The organism is Flavobacterium anhuiense (genome assembly GCF_050990855.1).
GTDB classification, from domain to species: Bacteria; Bacteroidota; Bacteroidia; order Flavobacteriales; family Flavobacteriaceae; genus Flavobacterium; species Flavobacterium anhuiense_C.
The window spans coordinates 2,758,578-2,777,257 of the sequence record NZ_CP158861.1; the positions used below are offsets into that span (position 1 = coordinate 2,758,578).

The following is an 18,680-nucleotide window of genomic DNA, read 5'->3' on the forward strand; positions in this document are numbered from 1 at the left end:
AATAGAATTGATAATGAGGTGTTTAGATAAAATTTACAGTGTGCTTTTTTTATTATTTTTAGTTTCATGCAGCGAAGAGAAAATAGGAGAACAAGCAGAGTATGGCACTGTTACAGGAAAAGTTGTTTTTGCAGATACTTTTGAGCCCATGGAAAATGTGAAGATACTTTCAAGTCCTACGACAAGTACCGTGTTTACAGATGCCGAAGGAAAATTTATAATTTCTAATATAAAAGTTGGGGAATACTCTTTTCAAGCTCAAAAAGAAGGATACGTTTCTAAATTTGAAGCCGTGACGGTTAATGCTAATGGAACTTCTGAAGTAGTCTTTGAACTCAAAAAAGTAACAACAGATAATAAACCTCCAACAGTCCCTGTGTTGGTTAGTCCAACAGATAATAGTACAAATCAGCCTGTTTCGTTAGATTTAACTTGGACGGTAACAGATCCGGATGACGATGAGCTGACTTTTAAGGTTACCCTTAGAAATGATAGTAATTCTGAAGTAAAAACATTTGAAGCCATAAAGGAAAAAAAGCTTTCGCTTACAAATCTTATTTATGGCGCAAAATATTATTGGCAGGTTGAAGTTAATGACGGAGTCAATACTCCTATTTTAAGTGCCATTAGTGCATTTTCAACAGTAACTTTCCCAACATCAAGATATTTGTTTGTCAAAGAAGTTAACGGTAATAATGTGATTTTTACGGCAGATGATGCAGGAAAACAGTATCAATTAACAAGTTCCGATAAAAATTCGTGGCGTCCTAGACGAAATAATCAAGTTAAAAGGATTGCTTTTATAGCAACAAATGGTTCTAAAAATGATATTTACATGATGAATTTTGATGGTACTGGCGTTAAAAAAATCACTAATTCGGTTTCTGTCGCTGGATTTAATTCAGATTATGTAGGATATTCATGGAATACTTCAGGAAGTGCCTTAATTTATCCAAATTTTGATAAGCTCTATAAAATTAATAATGATGGAAGTGGTTTGTCAAAAGTATTTCAAACGCCAAACGGCAAGTTTATTTCAGAATGTGATTGGAGTGCTGACGAATCAAAAATTGTAATTAAAGTAAATGATGCAAATGGTTATAATGTTGAAATTTATGTTATCAATATGTCGGGGACTATAATTGCAAATGTCATTTCGGGTCAAGCGGGCGCTTTTAGCGGGTTGAATTTTTCGGTCACAGGGCAAAAATTAGTTTATTCCTGGGATATTACAGGGTACGAAAGTGCAAACTATCGTCAGTTGGATTCAAGAATCTTTGAATATAGTTTCGCTACAGGAACTTCAGCACAAATTTTACTCGATAAAACTGTAGGAACAAATGATTTAGATGTGCGATATTCTCCAAATGAAGCGGAAGTAATTTTTGTAAATACTTCTAATGATGGTATATCAGAAAAAAAGATTTATAAAGCATTAGTGAAAAATACCAATGAAAATATTAGAACATTATTGTTCTCAGGTACCACAATGCCTGATTGGAAATAAAAGTAGTAAGCCAAAGCTTCATAACCAATTTTATTTCAGGAGATCGGCAGAATATATACTTCTGCCGATTTTTTTAGCAATCAAATAATCGAATAAGGCAAAGAATTAAAAAAAGGGATTATCTTTGCAGCACATCAACACAAACTAATTTTCATGAGTTCAGATTCTAGCAAAAGATATGCACAAAGAGGTGTTTCGGCATCCAAAGAAGACGTACATAACGCTATAAAAAATATTGACAAAGGTTTATTTCCGCAGGCCTTCTGCAAAATCGTTCCTGATTATTTAACTCAAGACAATGATCACTGCCTTATTATGCATGCTGACGGAGCGGGTACAAAGTCGTCTTTGGCGTATATGTATTGGAAAGAAACTGGAGATCTTTCGGTTTGGAAAGGAATCGCTCAAGATGCGTTAATCATGAATATTGACGATTTATTGTGTGTGGGTGCAACAGACAATATTTTGCTTTCTTCAACAATTGGAAGAAATAAAAACTTGATTCCAGCTGAAGTAATTTCTGCCATTATCAATGGAACAGAAGAATTAATCAACGAATTAAAATCTTTTGGAGTTACCATTCATTCAACAGGAGGGGAAACTGCCGATGTTGGAGATGTAGTCCGTACAATCATTGTAGATTCTACAGTAACTGCACGTATGAAACGTAGCGATGTTGTAGATAATGCAAACATCAAAGCTGGAGACGTAATTGTTGGTTTGGCTTCGTTCGGACAAGCAACTTATGAGAAAAGCTATAACGGCGGAATGGGAAGTAACGGATTAACTTCTGCTCGTCACGATGTTTTCGGAAAATATTTGGCTAAAAAATACCCAGAAAGCTACGATGCAGCAGTTCCAGAAGAATTAATCTATTCAGGACAAGTAAATTTGACTGATGAAGTTGAAAATAGCCCAATCAATGCTGGACAATTAGTGCTTTCTCCAACAAGAACTTACGCGCCAATTATCAAGAAAATTTTAGATAAATATACTCCAGAAGATATTCACGGAATGGTGCACTGCAGTGGTGGAGCGCAAACTAAGATTTTGCATTTCGTAAAAGATTTACACGTTATAAAAGACAATTTATTTCCAGTACCGCCATTGTTCAAATTAATTCAAGAACAATCAAAAACAGATTGGAAAGAAATGTATCAAGTTTTCAATTGCGGTCACAGAATGGAGCTTTATGTTCCAGAAAGTATCGCACAAGATATTATCGAAATTTCAAAATCATTCAATGTTGATGCGCAAATTGTAGGTAGAGTAGAAGCTTCAGATGCTAAAAAACTGACTATTACAAGCGAATACGGGACATTTAATTATTAAAAAATATTTAAACCATATAAGTTATATAAGTTCATTTTAATTTGACAGATCAGATTTTGTCAGACTGAGCGTCCCGAAGCTTCGGGAGAAGCCCTATTTTGATTTGGCTGTCTTTTATTTTCATTTAGAAAGAATTTATATTTTCTTATATAACTTATATGGTTTAAAAAATACACACAGAGTATGTACGAATTACTTTTTTGGAGATATCTAGATGAAATTTACCTGAACAATCAGGAAGTTTATGAAGCTCTTGTAGAAAAACAAGAAGTTGAAGGTCTGGCTGCGCTTCAAGTAGAAGTAATCGTGAACAGAATTAATTCGGTCTTTTCGGAATGGGAAAGAGTGGATGAAAACAGCTGGAAAAATCCAAAAGGAAAAGGCGCATTCCAAGTTATTACCACACCTCAAAGCGTAAAAATTGACTGCTACGGAACAGAAGGAAAAACCATGAACAAATTAGTTGATGTTATGGAAGAATTCAAATGTCCGCTTTACGACCCGCAGGTTCCAGAACGTTACGATGAAATGAACGAGTAGGCTTTTGGTTTATTTTGTTTCAAGTTTCATGTTTCAAGTATTTATGCAAAGTTTTGGAATTTAAAATATCAATTCTCCATTATGTTTTTTTAAAATAGATTTTGTTGTATTTTTCTGCATTAAAATAACAGAATATATTTCAACGAAAAACTATAAAATGACTAAGACAAAATTTAGCAATTTGCTTTTTAGTATATCGGTTTTAATGCTTTTTTCCACTACAATGAATGGACAAAAAAAAGTGGAAGGAAACCGAAATCTTATCCAATACGTCGATCCAATGATTGGAACAGCCAAAATGGGACACACCTATCCAGGTGCAACAGTTCCTTTTGGAAGCGTACAATTAAGTCCAGAAACCGATACTATTGCTTACAGTCTAAACGGAAAATATAACGGAGAAGTTTATAAATACTGTGCCGGTTATCAATACGAAGACAAAACGATTGTAGGATTCAGTCATACTCATTTCAGCGGAACGGGACACTCAGATTTAGGCGATTTCTTAATTATGCCCACAACCGGAAAATTGCAATTGAATCCAGGTGTCGCATCAAAACCTTTGTCAGGTTATAGATCGGCATTTTCGCATTCGACAGAAAAAGCAGAACCAGCTTATTACAGCGTTTTTTTGGAAGATCATAAGATTAAAGCAGAATTGACGGCAACCACACGCGTAGGAATGCATCAATATACTTTTCCAAAATCGGATCAAGCGCATATAATTTTAGACTTAACTTCAGGAATTTACAATTACGATAAAAAGAATGTTTGGACATTTGTTCGTGTAGAAAACGATACTTTGATAACTGGATATCGCCAAACAAACGGATGGGCAAGAACCAGAACCGTTTATTTTGCGATGTCTTTCAATAAACCAATTAAAAGTTACGGACAAGCGGCTCAAGAAAAGAGTGTTTATAGAGGTTTTTGGGGAAGATTCGACCAAACGAAAAACTTTCCAGAAATGGCAGGACAAAATCTAAAATTGTTTTTTGATTTTGATACGAATGAAGGAGAAAAAATAAAAATAAAAATGGCTTTGTCTCCTGTGAGTTCTGCAGGCGCATTAGAAAATATGAAAAAAGAAGTTCCAGGCTGGGATTTTGAAAAAGTAAAAAAGCAAAGCCAAGAAGTTTGGAACAAAGAATTGAATAAAATTCAAGTTGAAACGATTCAAAAAGAAGATCTAGTTAATTTTTATACGGCTATGTACCATGCTTTTCTCGGTCCTACAGAATATATGGACTTAGATAAAAATTATAAAGGACTTGATATGAACGTTCATAAAGCAGAAAATTTTACCAATTATACCAGTTATTCGCTTTGGGATACGTATCGTGCTTTGCATCCATTATTTAATATTGTGCAACCAAAAAGAAACGCCGATATGGTAAGTTCAATGTTGGCACATTCTGATCAAAGTGTTCATAAAATGCTTCCAATTTGGTCGCATTATGCAAATGAAAATTGGTGTATGATTGGCTATCATTCGGTTTCTGTTGTGGCAGATGCTATTGTAAAAGGCAATATTAGTTTTGATGCCGAAAAAGCACTTCAAGTTTGTGTAAATACTGCAAAAGTGCCTTATTATGATGGTTTAGAATTTTACATGAGTAAAGGATATGTTCCGGAAGATAAAAATGGAGCTTCGGTTTCTAAAACTTTAGAGTATGCTTACGATGATTGGGCAATTGCACAAGCGGCTAAGAAACTTGGAAAAACAGATATTTATAATGAATTCATCAATAGATCGAAAAATTATAAAAATGTATTTGATGAGAAAACAGGTTTCATGCGTCCGAAGTTGAATGACGGAACATTCAAAAAAGAATTTGATCCGTTGGATACGCACGGACAAGGATTTATTGAAGGAAATTCTTGGAATTACAGTTTGTATGTTCCGCAAGATCCTGTTGATATGATTCAATTGATGGGCGGAAACGAGAAATTTAAAGTCCGTTTAGATTCTTTGTTCAATATGCATCTTCCAGATAAATATTTTGAAAACACAGAAGATATCACCAGAGATGGAATTATCGGAAACTATGTTCACGGAAACGAGCCTTCTCATCATGTAGTTTATTTGTACAATTGGACAGATTCGCCTTGGAAATCACAAGATAAAATTAGAATGATTTTGAAGAAAATGTACAGAAATGGCGCTGACGGTTTAGGCGGAAATGACGATTTCGGACAAATGAGTGCTTGGTACATTTTCAGTAGTTTAGGATTTTATCCAGTTGCTCCAGGTTCTGACGAATATGCTTTAGGAAGTCCGTTATTGAAAAACGCGGTTTTGAATTTAGAAAACGGAAAAACTTTTGAAGTCGCAACAGTGAATCAGTCGGATAAAAATGTGTTTGTTTCAAAAGTGATTTTAAACGGAAAAGAACTTTCTACACCTTTCTTAAAACATGAAGATGTTATGAATGGTGGGAAAATTACTTTTTATATGAGTAGTAAACCGAATAAAAAGAATTTTAAAAATTAATGTCCAATAGTAGACCTAACAGGTTTTGAAAACCTGTTAGGTTTTTGGGTCAGATGAATATAATTTAAATTCGATAAAATTTGTGCAATTCGTGGCGAAACAACAAAAAACTTCACGAAATTTGCACTTCAAATAAAAACGAAACATGAAAATAAATCTAAAATCAGGAATTGATAAACTACTTTTCGGAATGAAGCAGAATGATGTCACGGCTGCTTTAGGAAAACCTGATAAAAACTATAAAGATGAAGATGATAATGTGATTTTTGTTTACAATGCACACAAAATCAGATTGACTTTTTACGAAGAAGAAGATTTGAAATTAGGATATATTGTAGCTTCAAGCACTGATCTAGAGGTTTTCGGATTCAAATTAATCGGAAGAAAAATTGCTGATGTAAAGAAAGATTTGGCAACAAAAGGAATCACAAAATACAATCAAGAAACTTTTGATACTTTCGAAAATTACTTTAATGAAGACAATTGGTTTATCCTTCAAACAGAATTTGATGAGGTGGTAAAGTTTGAAATCGGAGCTATCATTAATAGCAAAGATGAGTTTGATTGGAAATTTCCTGTGAAGAAATAAGAAGAAAGAATAAAGAGGAAAGAAGTTGAATCTAGCATTGTCAGGCTGAGCGAAGTCGAAGCCACGCAAACTGAATCACAGCGTTAGACTTCGACTTTGCTCAGTCTGACAAAAATGTATAAAAAAACCGTCTCGTTAATAAAACGAGACGGTTTTTTTATTGTCTTGAAAAGAAATTATCCCTTTAACCATGCATTTTTTAGTTTCTCTTTTGAGGCGTCAGTTGCTTTAAAAGTTTCAGATTCTTCAAATGGTAATTTCACAGTTCCTTTTATTGTCTCTTCTTTAGTGCCACGTTTAATTTTAAGCGTAATTGGATCGTTGTCTTTCCAGTTTTCACTTTCTGTAATCAAATCATAAATGTTATCCAAATTGTATGATTTATTGTTTACAGCTAAAATTTTATCTCCACCTTTTAAATTCAGGTTTTTATAGAATGATATAGATTCTGACTCAGGGCGAACCGCGATTTCTTTTGTTGCTTTATCAATGCTAATGTTTGGAATTTGCCCTTTAATAAATGGATTTCCTGATTTTTTTTCCATTGCTTTTGTAACACCCACCTTCGCTAAGTAGAAATCATAAGGGATTGGAGTAGTTCCTGCAACATATTTGTTTAAAAAGTCACCAACTTCTGGATAAGTTAGCGAAGTGATTTTTGCGAATAACTCTTCGTCATTGAAAGGTTTTTCAATGCCATATTCATCAGATAATTTATGCATTAGATCGAGAATTCCTCTTTCTCCATTGCTTTTCTCTCTAATGATAATATCGATGCACATCCCAATCAAAGCTCCTTTTTGGTATACGTTTAAGTATTGGTCTTTATAAGGCTGTTCTAAAACATTTTTACTCATTACCGTAAACGACATCGTGTCATTTAATTGCTTCGATTGCTCAATTTTATCAGCAATACGAGTGTAAAATTCTGCTTCATCAATCAAACCTTGGTTGATTTGGAAAAGATTAGCAAAATATTCGGTTACACCTTCATACATCCATAAATGCTGAGACATTTGTGGTGCATTGTAATCAAAAAATTGAATTTCTTTTGAGTGAATAGTCAAAGGAGTTACAATGTGGAAGAATTCGTGAGAAACTACATCTTTCATAGATTCCACTAATTTTTCTTTCGGCATAGATTCTGGTAAAACTACAGTCGTAGCAGTAGGATGTTCTAATGCTCCAAAACCGTGAGCATCATCTTTTGCCATACTTGAAAGATATAATAACACGGTATATTTTTTCGTAGAATTTACTTTTCCTAGAAAGTTTTTCTGTGCGGTCATCATGGTTTTCATTTCTGGCGTAATGCTTTCAGCAGTATATTTTCCAGTAGGCGAGTAGACTGCAATTAAAATATCCATTCCGTTTACATTAAAAGTAGTGTAATCCGGTTTAGAATACATAATTGGATTTTCCACCAAAATAGCATAACGAGAAGTTGTAAACACATCAGAAGTAGTGCTAGCATCTTGATCTGTCATAGAAGTAGCTCCCCATAGTGTTTCTGGGTGTGTCACAGTAACTTTGTACGGAACATCTAATTTATCTTTAAAGTATCCTACAAAACCATGAGTGTTAACCATGAAATTTTTTCCGGCATCTATGTTAGTTCCTGCTGGAGAAAAAACATCATCATTTCCAAATCCAGTTCCTTTTTCGGTATCAAAAGTGTCGTTTACTAGATAAGTGATTTTTTTTAATGCTTTTGCGTTTGAAATAGACCAAGAGTTGTCGTCTAATCTTTTTACCGTAAGAAGATTGCCTTTAGCATCAAATGCTTTGAAGTCTTCTGAAAATTTTCCGTAATTATCTGTCGAGTAGGTACCTGGAACAGTTTTCGGAATACTGTAAACAATTTCGTCAGTTTTTATTGCTGGTGGAGTGACGGTTACCAAAACTTTATCGTCTTTAACATCGGTTAAATTGATATTAACTTCAACTATATTGCTTTTTGCGGCACCAGTGCTTCCTGTTTTACAGCTCCAAAAAGTTACCGCTAGAGCTAAGGTGTAAAGTATTTTTTTCATTTCTATATGTTTAGTTAATTGTATTTGACACAAAAAGTGATGAAAAGTTACTGAAAAATAACATTAAATTTAAAAATAAAAAAAAAACTCCTGAAAAACAGGAGCTTTATGTTAGTCTAATTTATTCTTGATATAATATTTTCCATCCAAATCTTCGTCAAAATCATCTATTTTTACAGGTTTGGGTTTGGGCTTATTTGCGATTGCCTTCTTTTTCCACATCTCAAATTTTTCAAGAGGCATTTTCTGTTTCATGATGTCCAGGACTTCTTTTTCTGCCAATCCAAATTCTTTCTTTATAATTTCAAATGGATTTCTTTCTTCTAAAGCTAACGAAACAAGTCTTTCGGTTTGTTCCGGAGTTAATTCTTTGCGGCTACTCTTTTTCATCTCGTGAAAATTAATTCAAAATAGGGTGTTAATTATTAATAGATTGATTTTCAATTTCTGTATCAATATTAAAAAAAAAAATAATAAGTTGGTTCAGTAAAGTTCACTTTTTTTAATGATTTTAACTGTTTTTGAAGGATCTTGATTTTTGAAATGGAATTTTTAGCAGATTCTTTAATTGATTGTTTTCCTCAGGCTGCATATGAGTGTCTACACCATATTTAAGCTGATCTTTAGGTAAATAGGTAAAGGTTCCAAAAAGCCGGTCCCAAACAGAAAAAATATTTCCATAATTGCTATCGGTGTAAGGCAAAACGTAATGATGGTGTACTTTATGCATATTTGGTGAAACGATAAAATAACTTAAGAAAACATCTAACTTTTCTGGAAGCGAAATATTGGCGTGATTAAATTGTGAAGCAATAACAGATAAGGATTGATAGAGAAAAACCATCCACATTGGAGTTCCCACAATTAAAACGCCCAAAGTGGTAAAAATAAAGCGAACAACACTTTCTCCAGGATGATGTCTATTTGCAGTTGTAGTATCGATCCAAGTATCGGTATGATGAACCAAATGAAACTGCCATAGTATTTTTACTTTATGTTCTACTAAATGTGCTAAATATGCTCCAATTAAATCCAAAAGCAACAAACCAAGCAATGTATAAAGCCAGATTGGCATTTGAGGAAGCCACTGCAGAATTCCGAAATTATGATCGATTGTCCAAGCAGCAGTGCGTATTAAAATAAATGCCAAAATAAAGTTGACGACGATGGTGGTAAATGTAAGAAAGAAATTTATTCCTGCATGCGGCCATTTTTTGTACTGCATTTTAAAGAGCGGAAAACTGTTTTCGATAAGCCAGAAAATAGTAATACCGCCAACCAAAATTAAACTTCTGTGTGAAGAAGGAATCGTAGAAAAATAATTAATAATGTCATTCATGGTACACAAATATTTGAATTAATTAAAGCTTTCTTTCGATTTTACTCAAAGAAAAAGAGAAAACCAAATATAAATATATCTGATTTTCTCTTTAGAAAGTATTATTTAAGATATTATTTTTTGATAAAGCTTATTATAAATAATAAAACCCAAGCGCCTCCAACAGCAATTAGAATTTGCCAAAGAAGTCCGCCACCACCAATACCGAGTTTGCCAGCAATCCATCCTCCGATAAATCCTCCGACAATACCAACTACAATATTGCCTATTATTCCAAAACCGCGACCTTTCCAGATTTGACCTGCTAACCAACCAGAAATAGCACCAATAAGTAAAAAATATAAAAAATCCATATTTTTTATCTAGTGTATGATTATTTTAGGCTTCTTCGTGATTTTGCAATAATGTTTTATAAAGAAAACCAGCAGCCAAAGCGCCAAGAATAGGAGCGACCCAAAATAGCCAAACTTGAGACAATGGTTCCCCGCCAACAAAAATAGCTTGTGATAAAGATCTTGCTGGGTTTACAGACGTATTTGTAATTGGAATACTAATTAGGTGGATTAAAGTTAATCCCAAACCAATTGCAATTCCGCAGAAAGGCGTATTTGATAATTTGTCTGTTGCGCCTAAAATGATTAGTATAAAGAATAATGTAAGTACAAATTCTGCGATGAAACAAGCTTGTAAAGAATAACCATCAGGAGAAAATGCTCCAAAACCATTAGATGCAAATGCTCCCGCTTTTGTATTGTCAATTGCGAAGCCAGCCTTTCCAGAAGCTATTGTGTATAAGGTTCCTGCGGCTGCGGCGGCTCCTACGCATTGTGAAATGATGTACGGAACAAGCTCTTTACCAGAAAATCTTCCGCCAGCCCATAGACCAAAAGAAACAGCTGGATTAAAATGACCACCAGAAATATGGCCAACAGCGTATGCCATTGTAAGTACTGTTAAACCAAAAGCTAAAGCAACACCTGCAAATCCGATTCCTAAATTTGGAATTCCTGCAGCAAATATCGCACTTCCGCACCCTCCAAAAACAAGCCAATAAGTTCCAAAAAACTCTGCAAATAATTTTTTCATAATAAAATAATTTAAATGGTTAATGTTTAGAATGTATATTGGTAAGCCCAATAAATCAAAACGATTTGTAAGGGCAAACGTACAAATAAAATCCATGATGGTAAACCAAAACCTGCTTTTTTATTTTGATACATATACAAATTGGCAGGAAAAACGGCGATTAACAGCAATATTATTCCCCAAGCAGCAAAATGTGTAGTAAAAGGCAGGATTAATAAGGTGCCCAAAATGATTTCTGCGGCACCACTTAAAATATTTATTAATTTGGGGTTTTTAAATGCGGGTGGAATGATTTTGATGTACATTCCAGGTTTTCTAAAATGATTTATCCCAGCAAGAATATATAAAGAAGCCATTAAATATAGATGCCAAGGTAAAATCATGATATTTAGTTGTTTATCACGAAATTATAAAAAAATTAACAATTATTGCATTACAGATCTTATTTTTTTGTACTGTTTATTTAACCTTGTTTTTTGGATTTGAAATTTACATTCATAATAATGATGGCAAGTATAATAAGAACAATACCAATCCATTGAGAAAGGATTACTTTTTCATTTAATAAAACGTAGGCCATTGTAACAGAAACAGGCAGTTCAAGTGCAGAAACAATACTTCCTAGTCCGATTCCTGTCAATGGAAAACCTGCAGTCATTAAAAGTGGCGGAATTATAGTTCCAAACAATGACAAGACAATTCCCCATTTTAAGAAAATTTCAAAATTGAAAGCGGTCACTTGTGTTGCAAAGGCAAAAGAAAAAACAATAATAGCTCCACCCAAAAGCATATAAAGACTTCTTTGTGCTGATGAAATCTCAGTAGCAACACGATTGGCAGTAAACATTGTCGTAGTAAAAGAAGCTGCTGCCAGCATTCCCCAAACCAAACCTCTCCAATCTAGTTCAATATCATTATGAATAAGATTTGTAGCTAGGACAGTTCCAAAAAGAACTATGAATACCGCGATTACTTTTTGTTTTGAAGGCAATTTTTTTTCTAAAATCATTTCAAGTAAGACGCCCATCCAAACGGTTTGCATCAATAAAACGATTCCTATAGAAACGGGAATATATTTTACAGCCAAGTAATAGAATAAGCTTGTCATTCCTAATGAAGTTCCAGCAAGCATTAAATTAAAAATATTTTTCGGAGAAGCTTTTACTGCTGTATTTTTGTTTTTTACGCGTTGAAAAAAATTGATTATAAGAATTCCTATAATTCCATATATAAACTGTGATGTCGTAACTTCTGCAGTTGTGTATCCTTCAGAATAAGCCATTTTTACAAAAGTAGCTAGCATTCCGTAAGTAGTAGCTCCTAGAGCAACCAAAAAAACACCCTTTAATACATTATTTTGCGACGTCATAAATTATCTGTTTAAAAAAATTAGCCGGCAAAGGTAAGCTATTTTGTTTAGGATTTTATAGCACTATGTTGAAAATAGTAATTTAATGGCAATAAAATTCAATTTTAAAGTCTTGAATTATGAATTCTTTAAAGAAATTAAATACTGAAAAAGAGAAAGCCATCAAAAATAATTCTGATGGCTTTTTATTAATAAAGATTAAAAAAATCTCTGTACTAATTACTTAGGTTGGTTTTGGTACGTTTCGATTTCGAAAATCAAAGTAGCATTTGGTGGAATTACACCTCCGGCACCTTTTTCTCCGTAAGCTAAATTTGAAGGCAAGAAGAAAATTGCTTTTTCTCCGTCAGTCATCATATCAAGAGCTTCTAGAAATCCAGGAATCATTCCGTCTTTTTTGCCCACTGTGAAAGGAAAAGCTTTATAGCCGCCTTGTGCGTCTCTATTCGCATCATATTTTCCGTATATTTTTGTTACAGTAGCCATACTGCTGTCAAATAAGTTACCATCTTCAAAATATCCAGCATAATGGAAATAGATTGTAGAACCTTCGGCTCCTTTAACACCTGTACCTTTTTGAGTAATAACATATTTTAAACCAGAAGCAGTAGTTGTAGCTTTTGCTTTTGTTGCTGCAAAATACGCAGCTTTTGCAGCTACTACTTTTTTAGCCTCTTCTTTTTTAGCAGCTTCTTTTTTAACATCGTCGCTTAAAACTTTTAAAGGATCAAATTTCTTTGCTGCCGCACCTTTGCGTGTAATAACAATTTTTGTCATTACATCATCCTGAACAATTTTATTTACGACATCCATTCCAGAAACCACATGACCAAAAATTGTGTGTTTTCCGTTTAACCAAGGCGTATCTTTATGTGTAATGAAAAACTGGCTTCCGTTTGTTGCTGGACCAGAATTTGCCATTGCTAGAACACCGCCTTTTTCAAATCTTAAATCGTCTACAAATTCATCTTTAAAAGAATATCCAGGACCTCCAGAACCATTTCCGTCGGGATCACCACCTTGAATCATGAAATCATTAATAACTCTATGGAATTTTAAGCCATTATAAAATGGTTTTCCTTTAAGAGATGCTTTAACGTTAGGATTTGTACCTTCTGCCAAAGTAATAAAATTGGCTACGGTAACAGGAGCTTTAACATATTCTAAAGAAAGGATAATATCTCCTTTTGTGGTAGAAATTGTAGCGAATATTCCATCACCTGGATTTGCCGCCGCCGCCGCTGTAGTTGTAGGTTTAGCTGCTGGTTTAACAGCAGGTTTTTTAGTTTGAGCTTGTATATTTACTATTGCTAAGCAAAACAGAAATAGAAATTTAAATTTCATTGCTTTTTTAATTTTAGGTCTTTAATTTAATTATTGTTTGTCCGAAATCTCGATTTCAAAAATAATATTTGCGTTTGGCGGAATTACACCTCCAGCGCCAGTTGCTCCATAAGCCAAGTGAGATGGGATAAAAAGAATCGCTTTATCGCCATAAGACAATTGCTCAACGCCTTCGATAAAACCAGGAATTAAACCGTCTTTTTTACCAGCTTTAAATTCAATTGGTTTGTATGCTTGTGCTTGTGCTCTCGCAGCATCAAATTTTCCGAATTCTTTTGCTACTTCTTCAATGCTAGTATCAAATAAAGTTCCGTTTTCTAGAAAACCAGCATATTTAATATAGATTAGATTTCCGGCAACCGGTTTTTTACCGTTTCCTTTTTCTGTAATCACGTATTCTAAACCGCTAGCCGTTTTAATTGCTTTTGGTTTTAAAGTGGCGTAAGAATCTACTTTTTCTTTTTGAACTCCTGCCGCTTTCTGTTGTTCTTTAGCGATGTCAGCAAAATAATCGTGGAATATTTTTACAGCATCAAATTTTTTAGCCGCTTCACCATTTCTGATAATAGTTACAGAAACGATATTATCGCCTTGTACTACTTTGTTTACTACTTCTTGATCTTTTGCACTTACAACATGACCAAAAATAGTATGTAGATTATCTAACCAAGGAGTTTCTACGTGAGTGATAAAAAATTGACTACTGTTTGTTCCAGGACCATTATTTGCCATTGCCAAAACTCCAGCTTTGTCAAATTTCAAATCTGAAAATTCATCTTTAAATTTATACCCAGTATCTCCAGAACCAGTTCCTAATGGGTCACCACTTTGAATCATGAAATTTTCAATTACTCTGTGGAATTTTAGACCGTTAAAAAATGGCTTCTTTTTTAATTGTTCGTGTGTTACAAACTCGTTTTTACCTTCAGCTAAAGTAACAAAGTTAGCTACTGTTATAGGTGCTTTTTTGTAATCAAGTTCTACAATGATATGGCCTTTGGTTGTTTCGATATCGGCATATAAACCATCAGGCAGATTAGCGTGGTCGTCTTTACAAGAATAAAATGAGCTTACTGCTAATAGTAATAATAAAATACTCTTTTTCATTTTAAGATGTTGTTTTTTATGGAGTTAATGTATCTTTTTTAGCTGGTGAAGCAGGTTTTGTAACCGCTGGTTTTGGTGTTACGGCCGAAGGCTGAGCAGCAGGCTTTGCCGTTTGTGCCGCAGGATCTGGAACAAAATTTCTAAGCGTGACTGTAACAATCAAAGATTCGTTTGGACCGATTTTTTTGTTGTCTCCATGGTATCCGTAAGCGATGTGTGATGGAAATAGAAAGGTAACGGTTTCGTTTTTGTGCATTCTTTTAATACCATCACGAAGTCCCATCATAATGTCTTGCTTGTCTACATAATACGTTTGCGGACCAAGGTCTGACTCAGAATAAATAGTAGCCCCTTTAATGTCTTTTATTTCCATATTAAAGTACGCGATATCACCTTTTCTTGGAGCTGCAGTTTCATTTATGTTTTTTTCGTCGTAAGAAAACCAATAGCCTTTAGGTGTAGCGTAATATTTTACTTTCGGATTGCTTTTGATTATTTTCTTAATGACATCTTCTTCATTTGCCACTAATTTTTTGTTTCTGTCCGCCGATTTTTTCATGAATGTTCCCGAAGTCCTGGAGATAGGTCTTCTGGCTTCTTCATGATGCTTACAGCTGCTTAACAAAACGGTAAAAAGCAAAGTGTAAATGCTAAGTTTTAGATACTTCATGATTTGGACTATAATTTTAGTTTTTTTACTAAATCTTCAAATTTATTAACCGTTTCCTCCATCGAATTTTGAGATCTTCCGCCAGCTGCATTGCTATGTCCACCACCATTGAAATGATCTCTTGCAAACTGATTTACATCAAAACCTCCTTGCGAACGGAATGAAATCTTGATAATGCCTTCGTCTTTATTTTCGATAAAAATAGCAGTAAAAACAATATCTTTTATACTTAAGCCGTAATTTACAATTCCTTCTGTATCACCTTTGACATAATTAAAAGAATCTAGCTCTTCTTGTGTTAACGTCGTATACGAAGTTTTATGATCTTCAAATATCTTCATATTTTGCAAAGCACGTCCTAATAACTGTAATCTGCTGAAAGAACTATTGTCAAAAAGCAGCACAGGAATCTGAGTATTCTCAACTCCTAAATCAATCAATTCGGCTATAATTCTGTGTGTATTTCCTGTCGTTCCCGGAAAACGGAAAGAACCAGAATCGGTTAAAATTCCTGTATAAATACAAGTTGCAATGTTTTTATCAATATCTTCTCTTTTGTTTAAGAAATCGATAAAATTATAAACCATCTCGCAAGTTGATCCGTATGAAGTGTCTGAATAAGTGTATGTAGCATAATCATCAGGTTTTTGATGATGATCGATCATAATGAAAGTCGCTTTCAGTTTTTCTAAAGCTTGTTCCATCATTTCGCCTGTACGGTGAAAAGCATTAAAATCAAGTGTAAAAATGATTTCAGCTTCTTCTAAAATTTGTGTACAAGCCTCAGTTTCTTTTTCGAATATTTTTACCGTTTCAGATCCTGGAAGCCAAGCTAAAAAATTAGGAAAATCATTCGGAGCAATTACCGTTGCCTGATGATTGTTTTTTATTAAAAAATGGTATAAACCTAATGTTGATCCCATTGCGTCGCCATCTGGTCCTCTGTGTGGAATTATGACGATTTTCTTTGGGGTGGCGAGTAACAATTGAATCGCTTGAATATCTTGTATTTTCATAGTGTGCGAATTTACATTTTTTTAATGTAATGCTGAAAATAATTTTAGTACTCAGTCTCAGTATTCAGTCTCAGTCTCAGTGACAGTGTTCAGTTTTTTAAAGTACTTAGTCTTGATGCAATGTTCTTTTATTTTTAAATGCTTAAAACTTGAACGCGAATGAAACGGATTCGCTATCGCGAAAACGCTGATTTGGCGGATTTTTTTTATTCACTAGTTCCGTAGGAACGAAATATATTTTAATTGGAATTTGAAATTTTACTATTGGAATTTTTACCCCAGTTTGGAATGTGGGATTTTAAAAAGTGGAATTTCACTTAAAGATTTTGTAGTTCTTCTTTACGAAACTTTTGATACAGTTTATGTTTAGCACCTTTCACAATTTGAGATTTGTAAATTCCAATAGAACCAGAACAGAAATATGCAATGATACAAGCGATTGCGATGAAAACGCCAGGAGCAATTCCGAATAATTCCATGCCCATGATTGTGCAGGCGATAGGAGTGTGGGTTGCGCCAGAGAAAACGGCAACAAATCCAATTCCTGCTAAAAGGGCGATTGGCATCGGAATTACAGTTGAAAGAGCACTTCCTAAAGTCGCGCCAACAAAGAATAATGGCGTTACTTCGCCACCTTTAAAGCCAGCTCCTAAAGTAAATCCGGTAAACAAGATTTTAAGCAGAAAGTCGTACCACTGATTCGGATTTGAAAATGAATCGACAATTACAGGAACGCCTAATCCTGAGAATTTGGTGAATCCTAAGCCTGCAATTGCAATAGCCAAAACAACGCCGCCAATTACAGGACGAAGCGGTGGATATTTTATATTTTTTGAAAAAAGAGAACCCCAGAAATGAGTGCTTCTAGAAAATAATAAAGCAGCAAATCCAGATAAAAGGCCAACAATTATGGTATAAAAAACGTTACTTAAACTAAGTGCTGGAATGGTTGGAATGCTGTAATGCGTATGCTTTATTTCCCAAAATTCTACGGTGAAATACGCAGCATAAGCAACTAAAAAAGAAAGTAAAATGCTTTTAAAATTGATTTTACTGAAATATAAAACTTCCAAAGCGAAGATTGCTCCTGCTAAAGGAGTTCCGAAAACAGAAGCAAAACCAGCACTGATTCCGAGAATGATTAAAATTTTGCGTTCTGAATTATCAAGTTTAAAGAGTTTGGTAAACTGATCGGCAATTGCGCCTCCCATTTGTACCGCAGTTCCTTCTCGTCCTGCAGATCCTCCAAACAGATGCGTCAATAAGGTTCCTAAAAGTACTAAAGGTGCCATTTTAAACGGAATTACTTTTTTAGGATTTTCGTATTCTTCCAATAAAAGATTGTTTCCTTTCGCGACAGATTCTCCCCAATAATAATAGCTCAATCCAACCAGAAATCCGCCGAAAGGCAAAAGCCAAACAATCCAATCATGCTGAATTCGAAATTGCGTAACCCATTCTAAAGAAACTAAGAAAAATGCTGAAGCCAATCCTGAAAGAATGCCGATCAAAGCACAAATAACAATCCATTTCGGAATATCAAGAAGTAATTGTTTTGGATTTAGGGAATTCATTAAAAGGTAAAAAAAAGTTTTAGCCACGAATTTCGCCAATTTTCACGAATTAAAAGAAAAAAATAATCATTTTTAATTCTTTATCCCGATAGCTATCGGAAGTGGCAATAAGAAAAATAATTAGTGCAATTCGTGGCTAAAAAAAATATTACTGAACAACAGCAGTAAATTCTATTTCAACCAAATATTCTGGAGCAACCAGTTTACTGATTTCGTAAAATCCTGTTGTTGGTTTTACATCTTTAAAGAAAGCAGAGTGTGCTCTTGCGACTTCTTCGAAAGTAGAAACATCTGTTGTGAAAATCCTAGTTCTAATAACATCTTTCATGCCTACATTTAAATCTTCTAAAACTTTTTCAACTCGCTCCAAAATATTATAGGTTTGAGCGTAAGCGTCATCAGCTTTTACTTTTTCGCCGTCAACAATGGCTACAGTTCCAGAAACTTCAACGATGTTGCCAATTCTTACCGCTCGGCAATATCCCATTTTGTCTTCCCACGGAGATCCAGTTAAGATGTTTTCTCTTTTCATTTTTATGATTTTTGCGAATTTGTTTGTTGGTTTTAAAAGCAAATTCAGGTTAATTAAAGATGCTGCAATTTAAGAATTATGCTTCTGAAAGTGCTTAAAAAAAGCTTGAAATCAGTTCAGAAATCAAGCTTTTTTGTGATATTTAATT

Annotated in this window: 18 protein-coding genes; 5 read left to right on the top strand and 13 right to left on the bottom strand. The window is 34.1% G+C overall.

Features of this window, described 5'->3' with window-relative positions:
* Nucleotides 1-40 precede the first annotated feature (40 nt).
* The 5 genes from ABTV69_RS12250 to ABTV69_RS12270 all read left to right on the top strand — a co-directional run bounded on the left by ABTV69_RS12250 (nt 41) and on the right by ABTV69_RS12270 (nt 6,462).
* On the top strand, nt 41-1,507 hold the full coding sequence (locus ABTV69_RS12250; protein WP_433829123.1) for a carboxypeptidase regulatory-like domain-containing protein: 1,467 nt from the start codon (nt 41-43) through the stop codon (nt 1,505-1,507).
* Between the two features lie 153 nt (nt 1,508-1,660).
* Nucleotides 1,661-2,839, top strand: a complete 1,179-nt coding sequence (locus ABTV69_RS12255) for an AIR synthase related protein (protein ID WP_433829125.1) — start codon at nt 1,661-1,663, stop codon at nt 2,837-2,839.
* 183 nt (nt 2,840-3,022) lie between these two features.
* Nucleotides 3,023-3,379, top strand: coding sequence for a hypothetical protein (locus ABTV69_RS12260; protein WP_433829127.1), 357 nt, complete (start codon nt 3,023-3,025; stop codon nt 3,377-3,379).
* Between the two features lie 157 nt (nt 3,380-3,536).
* Entirely contained in the window at nt 3,537-5,873 is a 2,337-nt protein-coding gene (locus tag ABTV69_RS12265) for a GH92 family glycosyl hydrolase (RefSeq protein WP_433829129.1), read from the top strand.
* Between the two features lie 145 nt (nt 5,874-6,018).
* Nucleotides 6,019-6,462, top strand: coding sequence for a hypothetical protein (locus ABTV69_RS12270; RefSeq protein ID WP_433829131.1), 444 nt, complete (start codon nt 6,019-6,021; stop codon nt 6,460-6,462).
* 176 nt (nt 6,463-6,638) lie between these two features.
* Here ABTV69_RS12270 and ABTV69_RS12275 read toward each other — a convergent pair whose 3' ends face one another.
* From ABTV69_RS12275 to ABTV69_RS12335, 13 genes are all read right to left on the bottom strand, one after another.
* Nucleotides 6,639-8,495 (bottom strand): peptidase M61, encoded by a 1,857-nt coding sequence (locus tag ABTV69_RS12275; RefSeq protein WP_433829133.1) that lies wholly within the window; start codon nt 8,493-8,495, stop codon nt 6,639-6,641.
* Between the two features lie 111 nt (nt 8,496-8,606).
* A complete protein-coding gene (locus ABTV69_RS12280) occupies nt 8,607-8,885 on the bottom strand; it encodes a DUF2805 domain-containing protein (protein ID WP_433829134.1) in 279 nt (92 codons plus the stop codon).
* A gap of 121 nt (nt 8,886-9,006) precedes the next feature.
* The gene (locus tag ABTV69_RS12285; RefSeq protein ID WP_433829136.1) at nt 9,007-9,834 is read right to left on the bottom strand and encodes a sterol desaturase family protein; all 828 of its coding nucleotides are present in this window, start codon (nt 9,832-9,834) and stop codon (nt 9,007-9,009) included.
* A gap of 113 nt (nt 9,835-9,947) precedes the next feature.
* Complete coding sequence (locus tag ABTV69_RS12290) at nt 9,948-10,187, bottom strand: GlsB/YeaQ/YmgE family stress response membrane protein (protein WP_433829138.1); 240 nt, start codon at nt 10,185-10,187, stop codon at nt 9,948-9,950.
* Nucleotides 10,188-10,212: 25 nt separating this feature from the next.
* Nucleotides 10,213-10,920: an aquaporin Z gene (aqpZ, locus tag ABTV69_RS12295; protein WP_433829140.1), complete on the bottom strand. Its 708-nt coding sequence runs from the start codon at nt 10,918-10,920 to the stop codon at nt 10,213-10,215.
* 26 nt (nt 10,921-10,946) lie between these two features.
* Nucleotides 10,947-11,303 carry a DoxX family protein gene (locus tag ABTV69_RS12300; RefSeq protein ID WP_433829142.1) on the bottom strand — a complete coding sequence of 119 codons (357 nt, stop codon included), beginning with the start codon at nt 11,301-11,303 and terminating at the stop codon, nt 10,947-10,949.
* 80 nt (nt 11,304-11,383) lie between these two features.
* Complete coding sequence (locus tag ABTV69_RS12305; protein ID WP_433829144.1) at nt 11,384-12,289, bottom strand: EamA family transporter; 906 nt, start codon at nt 12,287-12,289, stop codon at nt 11,384-11,386.
* Between the two features lie 219 nt (nt 12,290-12,508).
* A complete protein-coding gene (locus ABTV69_RS12310; RefSeq protein ID WP_433829146.1) occupies nt 12,509-13,633 on the bottom strand; it encodes a peptidylprolyl isomerase in 1,125 nt (374 codons plus the stop codon).
* Between the two features lie 30 nt (nt 13,634-13,663).
* Nucleotides 13,664-14,740, bottom strand: coding sequence for a peptidylprolyl isomerase (locus ABTV69_RS12315; RefSeq protein ID WP_433829148.1), 1,077 nt, complete (start codon nt 14,738-14,740; stop codon nt 13,664-13,666).
* Nucleotides 14,741-14,756: 16 nt separating this feature from the next.
* Nucleotides 14,757-15,410, bottom strand: a complete 654-nt coding sequence (gene gldI, locus ABTV69_RS12320; protein WP_433829150.1) for a gliding motility-associated peptidyl-prolyl isomerase GldI — start codon at nt 15,408-15,410, stop codon at nt 14,757-14,759.
* An 8-nt stretch (nt 15,411-15,418) separates the two neighbouring features.
* Entirely contained in the window at nt 15,419-16,426 is a 1,008-nt protein-coding gene (locus ABTV69_RS12325) for a DHH family phosphoesterase (protein ID WP_433829152.1), read from the bottom strand.
* 317 nt (nt 16,427-16,743) lie between these two features.
* Nucleotides 16,744-18,000, bottom strand: a complete 1,257-nt coding sequence (locus ABTV69_RS12330; RefSeq protein WP_433829154.1) for a voltage-gated chloride channel family protein — start codon at nt 17,998-18,000, stop codon at nt 16,744-16,746.
* 148 nt (nt 18,001-18,148) lie between these two features.
* Entirely contained in the window at nt 18,149-18,532 is a 384-nt protein-coding gene (locus ABTV69_RS12335; protein WP_433829156.1) for a RidA family protein, read from the bottom strand.
* Between the last annotated feature and the right edge of the window lie 148 nt (nt 18,533-18,680).

What these genes read in the sequence shown, in the direction of transcription:
- ABTV69_RS12255 (WP_433829125.1), top strand. Translation starts at nt 1,661, where the DNA reads ATGAGTTCAGATTCTAGCAAAAGATATGCACAAAGAGGTGTTTCGGCA.
- ABTV69_RS12260 (WP_433829127.1), top strand. Translation starts at nt 3,023, where the DNA reads ATGTACGAATTACTTTTTTGGAGATATCTAGATGAAATTTACCTGAAC.
- ABTV69_RS12265 (WP_433829129.1), top strand. Translation starts at nt 3,537, where the DNA reads ATGACTAAGACAAAATTTAGCAATTTGCTTTTTAGTATATCGGTTTTA.
- ABTV69_RS12270 (WP_433829131.1), top strand. Translation starts at nt 6,019, where the DNA reads ATGAAAATAAATCTAAAATCAGGAATTGATAAACTACTTTTCGGAATG.
- ABTV69_RS12275 (WP_433829133.1), bottom strand. Translation starts at nt 8,495, where the DNA reads ATGAAAAAAATACTTTACACCTTAGCTCTAGCGGTAACTTTTTGGAGC.
- ABTV69_RS12280 (WP_433829134.1), bottom strand. Translation starts at nt 8,885, where the DNA reads ATGAAAAAGAGTAGCCGCAAAGAATTAACTCCGGAACAAACCGAAAGA.
- ABTV69_RS12285 (WP_433829136.1), bottom strand. Translation starts at nt 9,834, where the DNA reads ATGAATGACATTATTAATTATTTTTCTACGATTCCTTCTTCACACAGA.
- ABTV69_RS12290 (WP_433829138.1), bottom strand. Translation starts at nt 10,187, where the DNA reads ATGGATTTTTTATATTTTTTACTTATTGGTGCTATTTCTGGTTGGTTA.
- aqpZ (WP_433829140.1), bottom strand. Translation starts at nt 10,920, where the DNA reads ATGAAAAAATTATTTGCAGAGTTTTTTGGAACTTATTGGCTTGTTTTT.
- ABTV69_RS12300 (WP_433829142.1), bottom strand. Translation starts at nt 11,303, where the DNA reads ATGATTTTACCTTGGCATCTATATTTAATGGCTTCTTTATATATTCTT.
- ABTV69_RS12305 (WP_433829144.1), bottom strand. Translation starts at nt 12,289, where the DNA reads ATGACGTCGCAAAATAATGTATTAAAGGGTGTTTTTTTGGTTGCTCTA.
- ABTV69_RS12310 (WP_433829146.1), bottom strand. Translation starts at nt 13,633, where the DNA reads ATGAAATTTAAATTTCTATTTCTGTTTTGCTTAGCAATAGTAAATATA.
- ABTV69_RS12315 (WP_433829148.1), bottom strand. Translation starts at nt 14,740, where the DNA reads ATGAAAAAGAGTATTTTATTATTACTATTAGCAGTAAGCTCATTTTAT.
- gldI (WP_433829150.1), bottom strand. Translation starts at nt 15,410, where the DNA reads ATGAAGTATCTAAAACTTAGCATTTACACTTTGCTTTTTACCGTTTTG.
- ABTV69_RS12325 (WP_433829152.1), bottom strand. Translation starts at nt 16,426, where the DNA reads ATGAAAATACAAGATATTCAAGCGATTCAATTGTTACTCGCCACCCCA.
- ABTV69_RS12330 (WP_433829154.1), bottom strand. Translation starts at nt 18,000, where the DNA reads ATGAATTCCCTAAATCCAAAACAATTACTTCTTGATATTCCGAAATGG.
- ABTV69_RS12335 (WP_433829156.1), bottom strand. Translation starts at nt 18,532, where the DNA reads ATGAAAAGAGAAAACATCTTAACTGGATCTCCGTGGGAAGACAAAATG.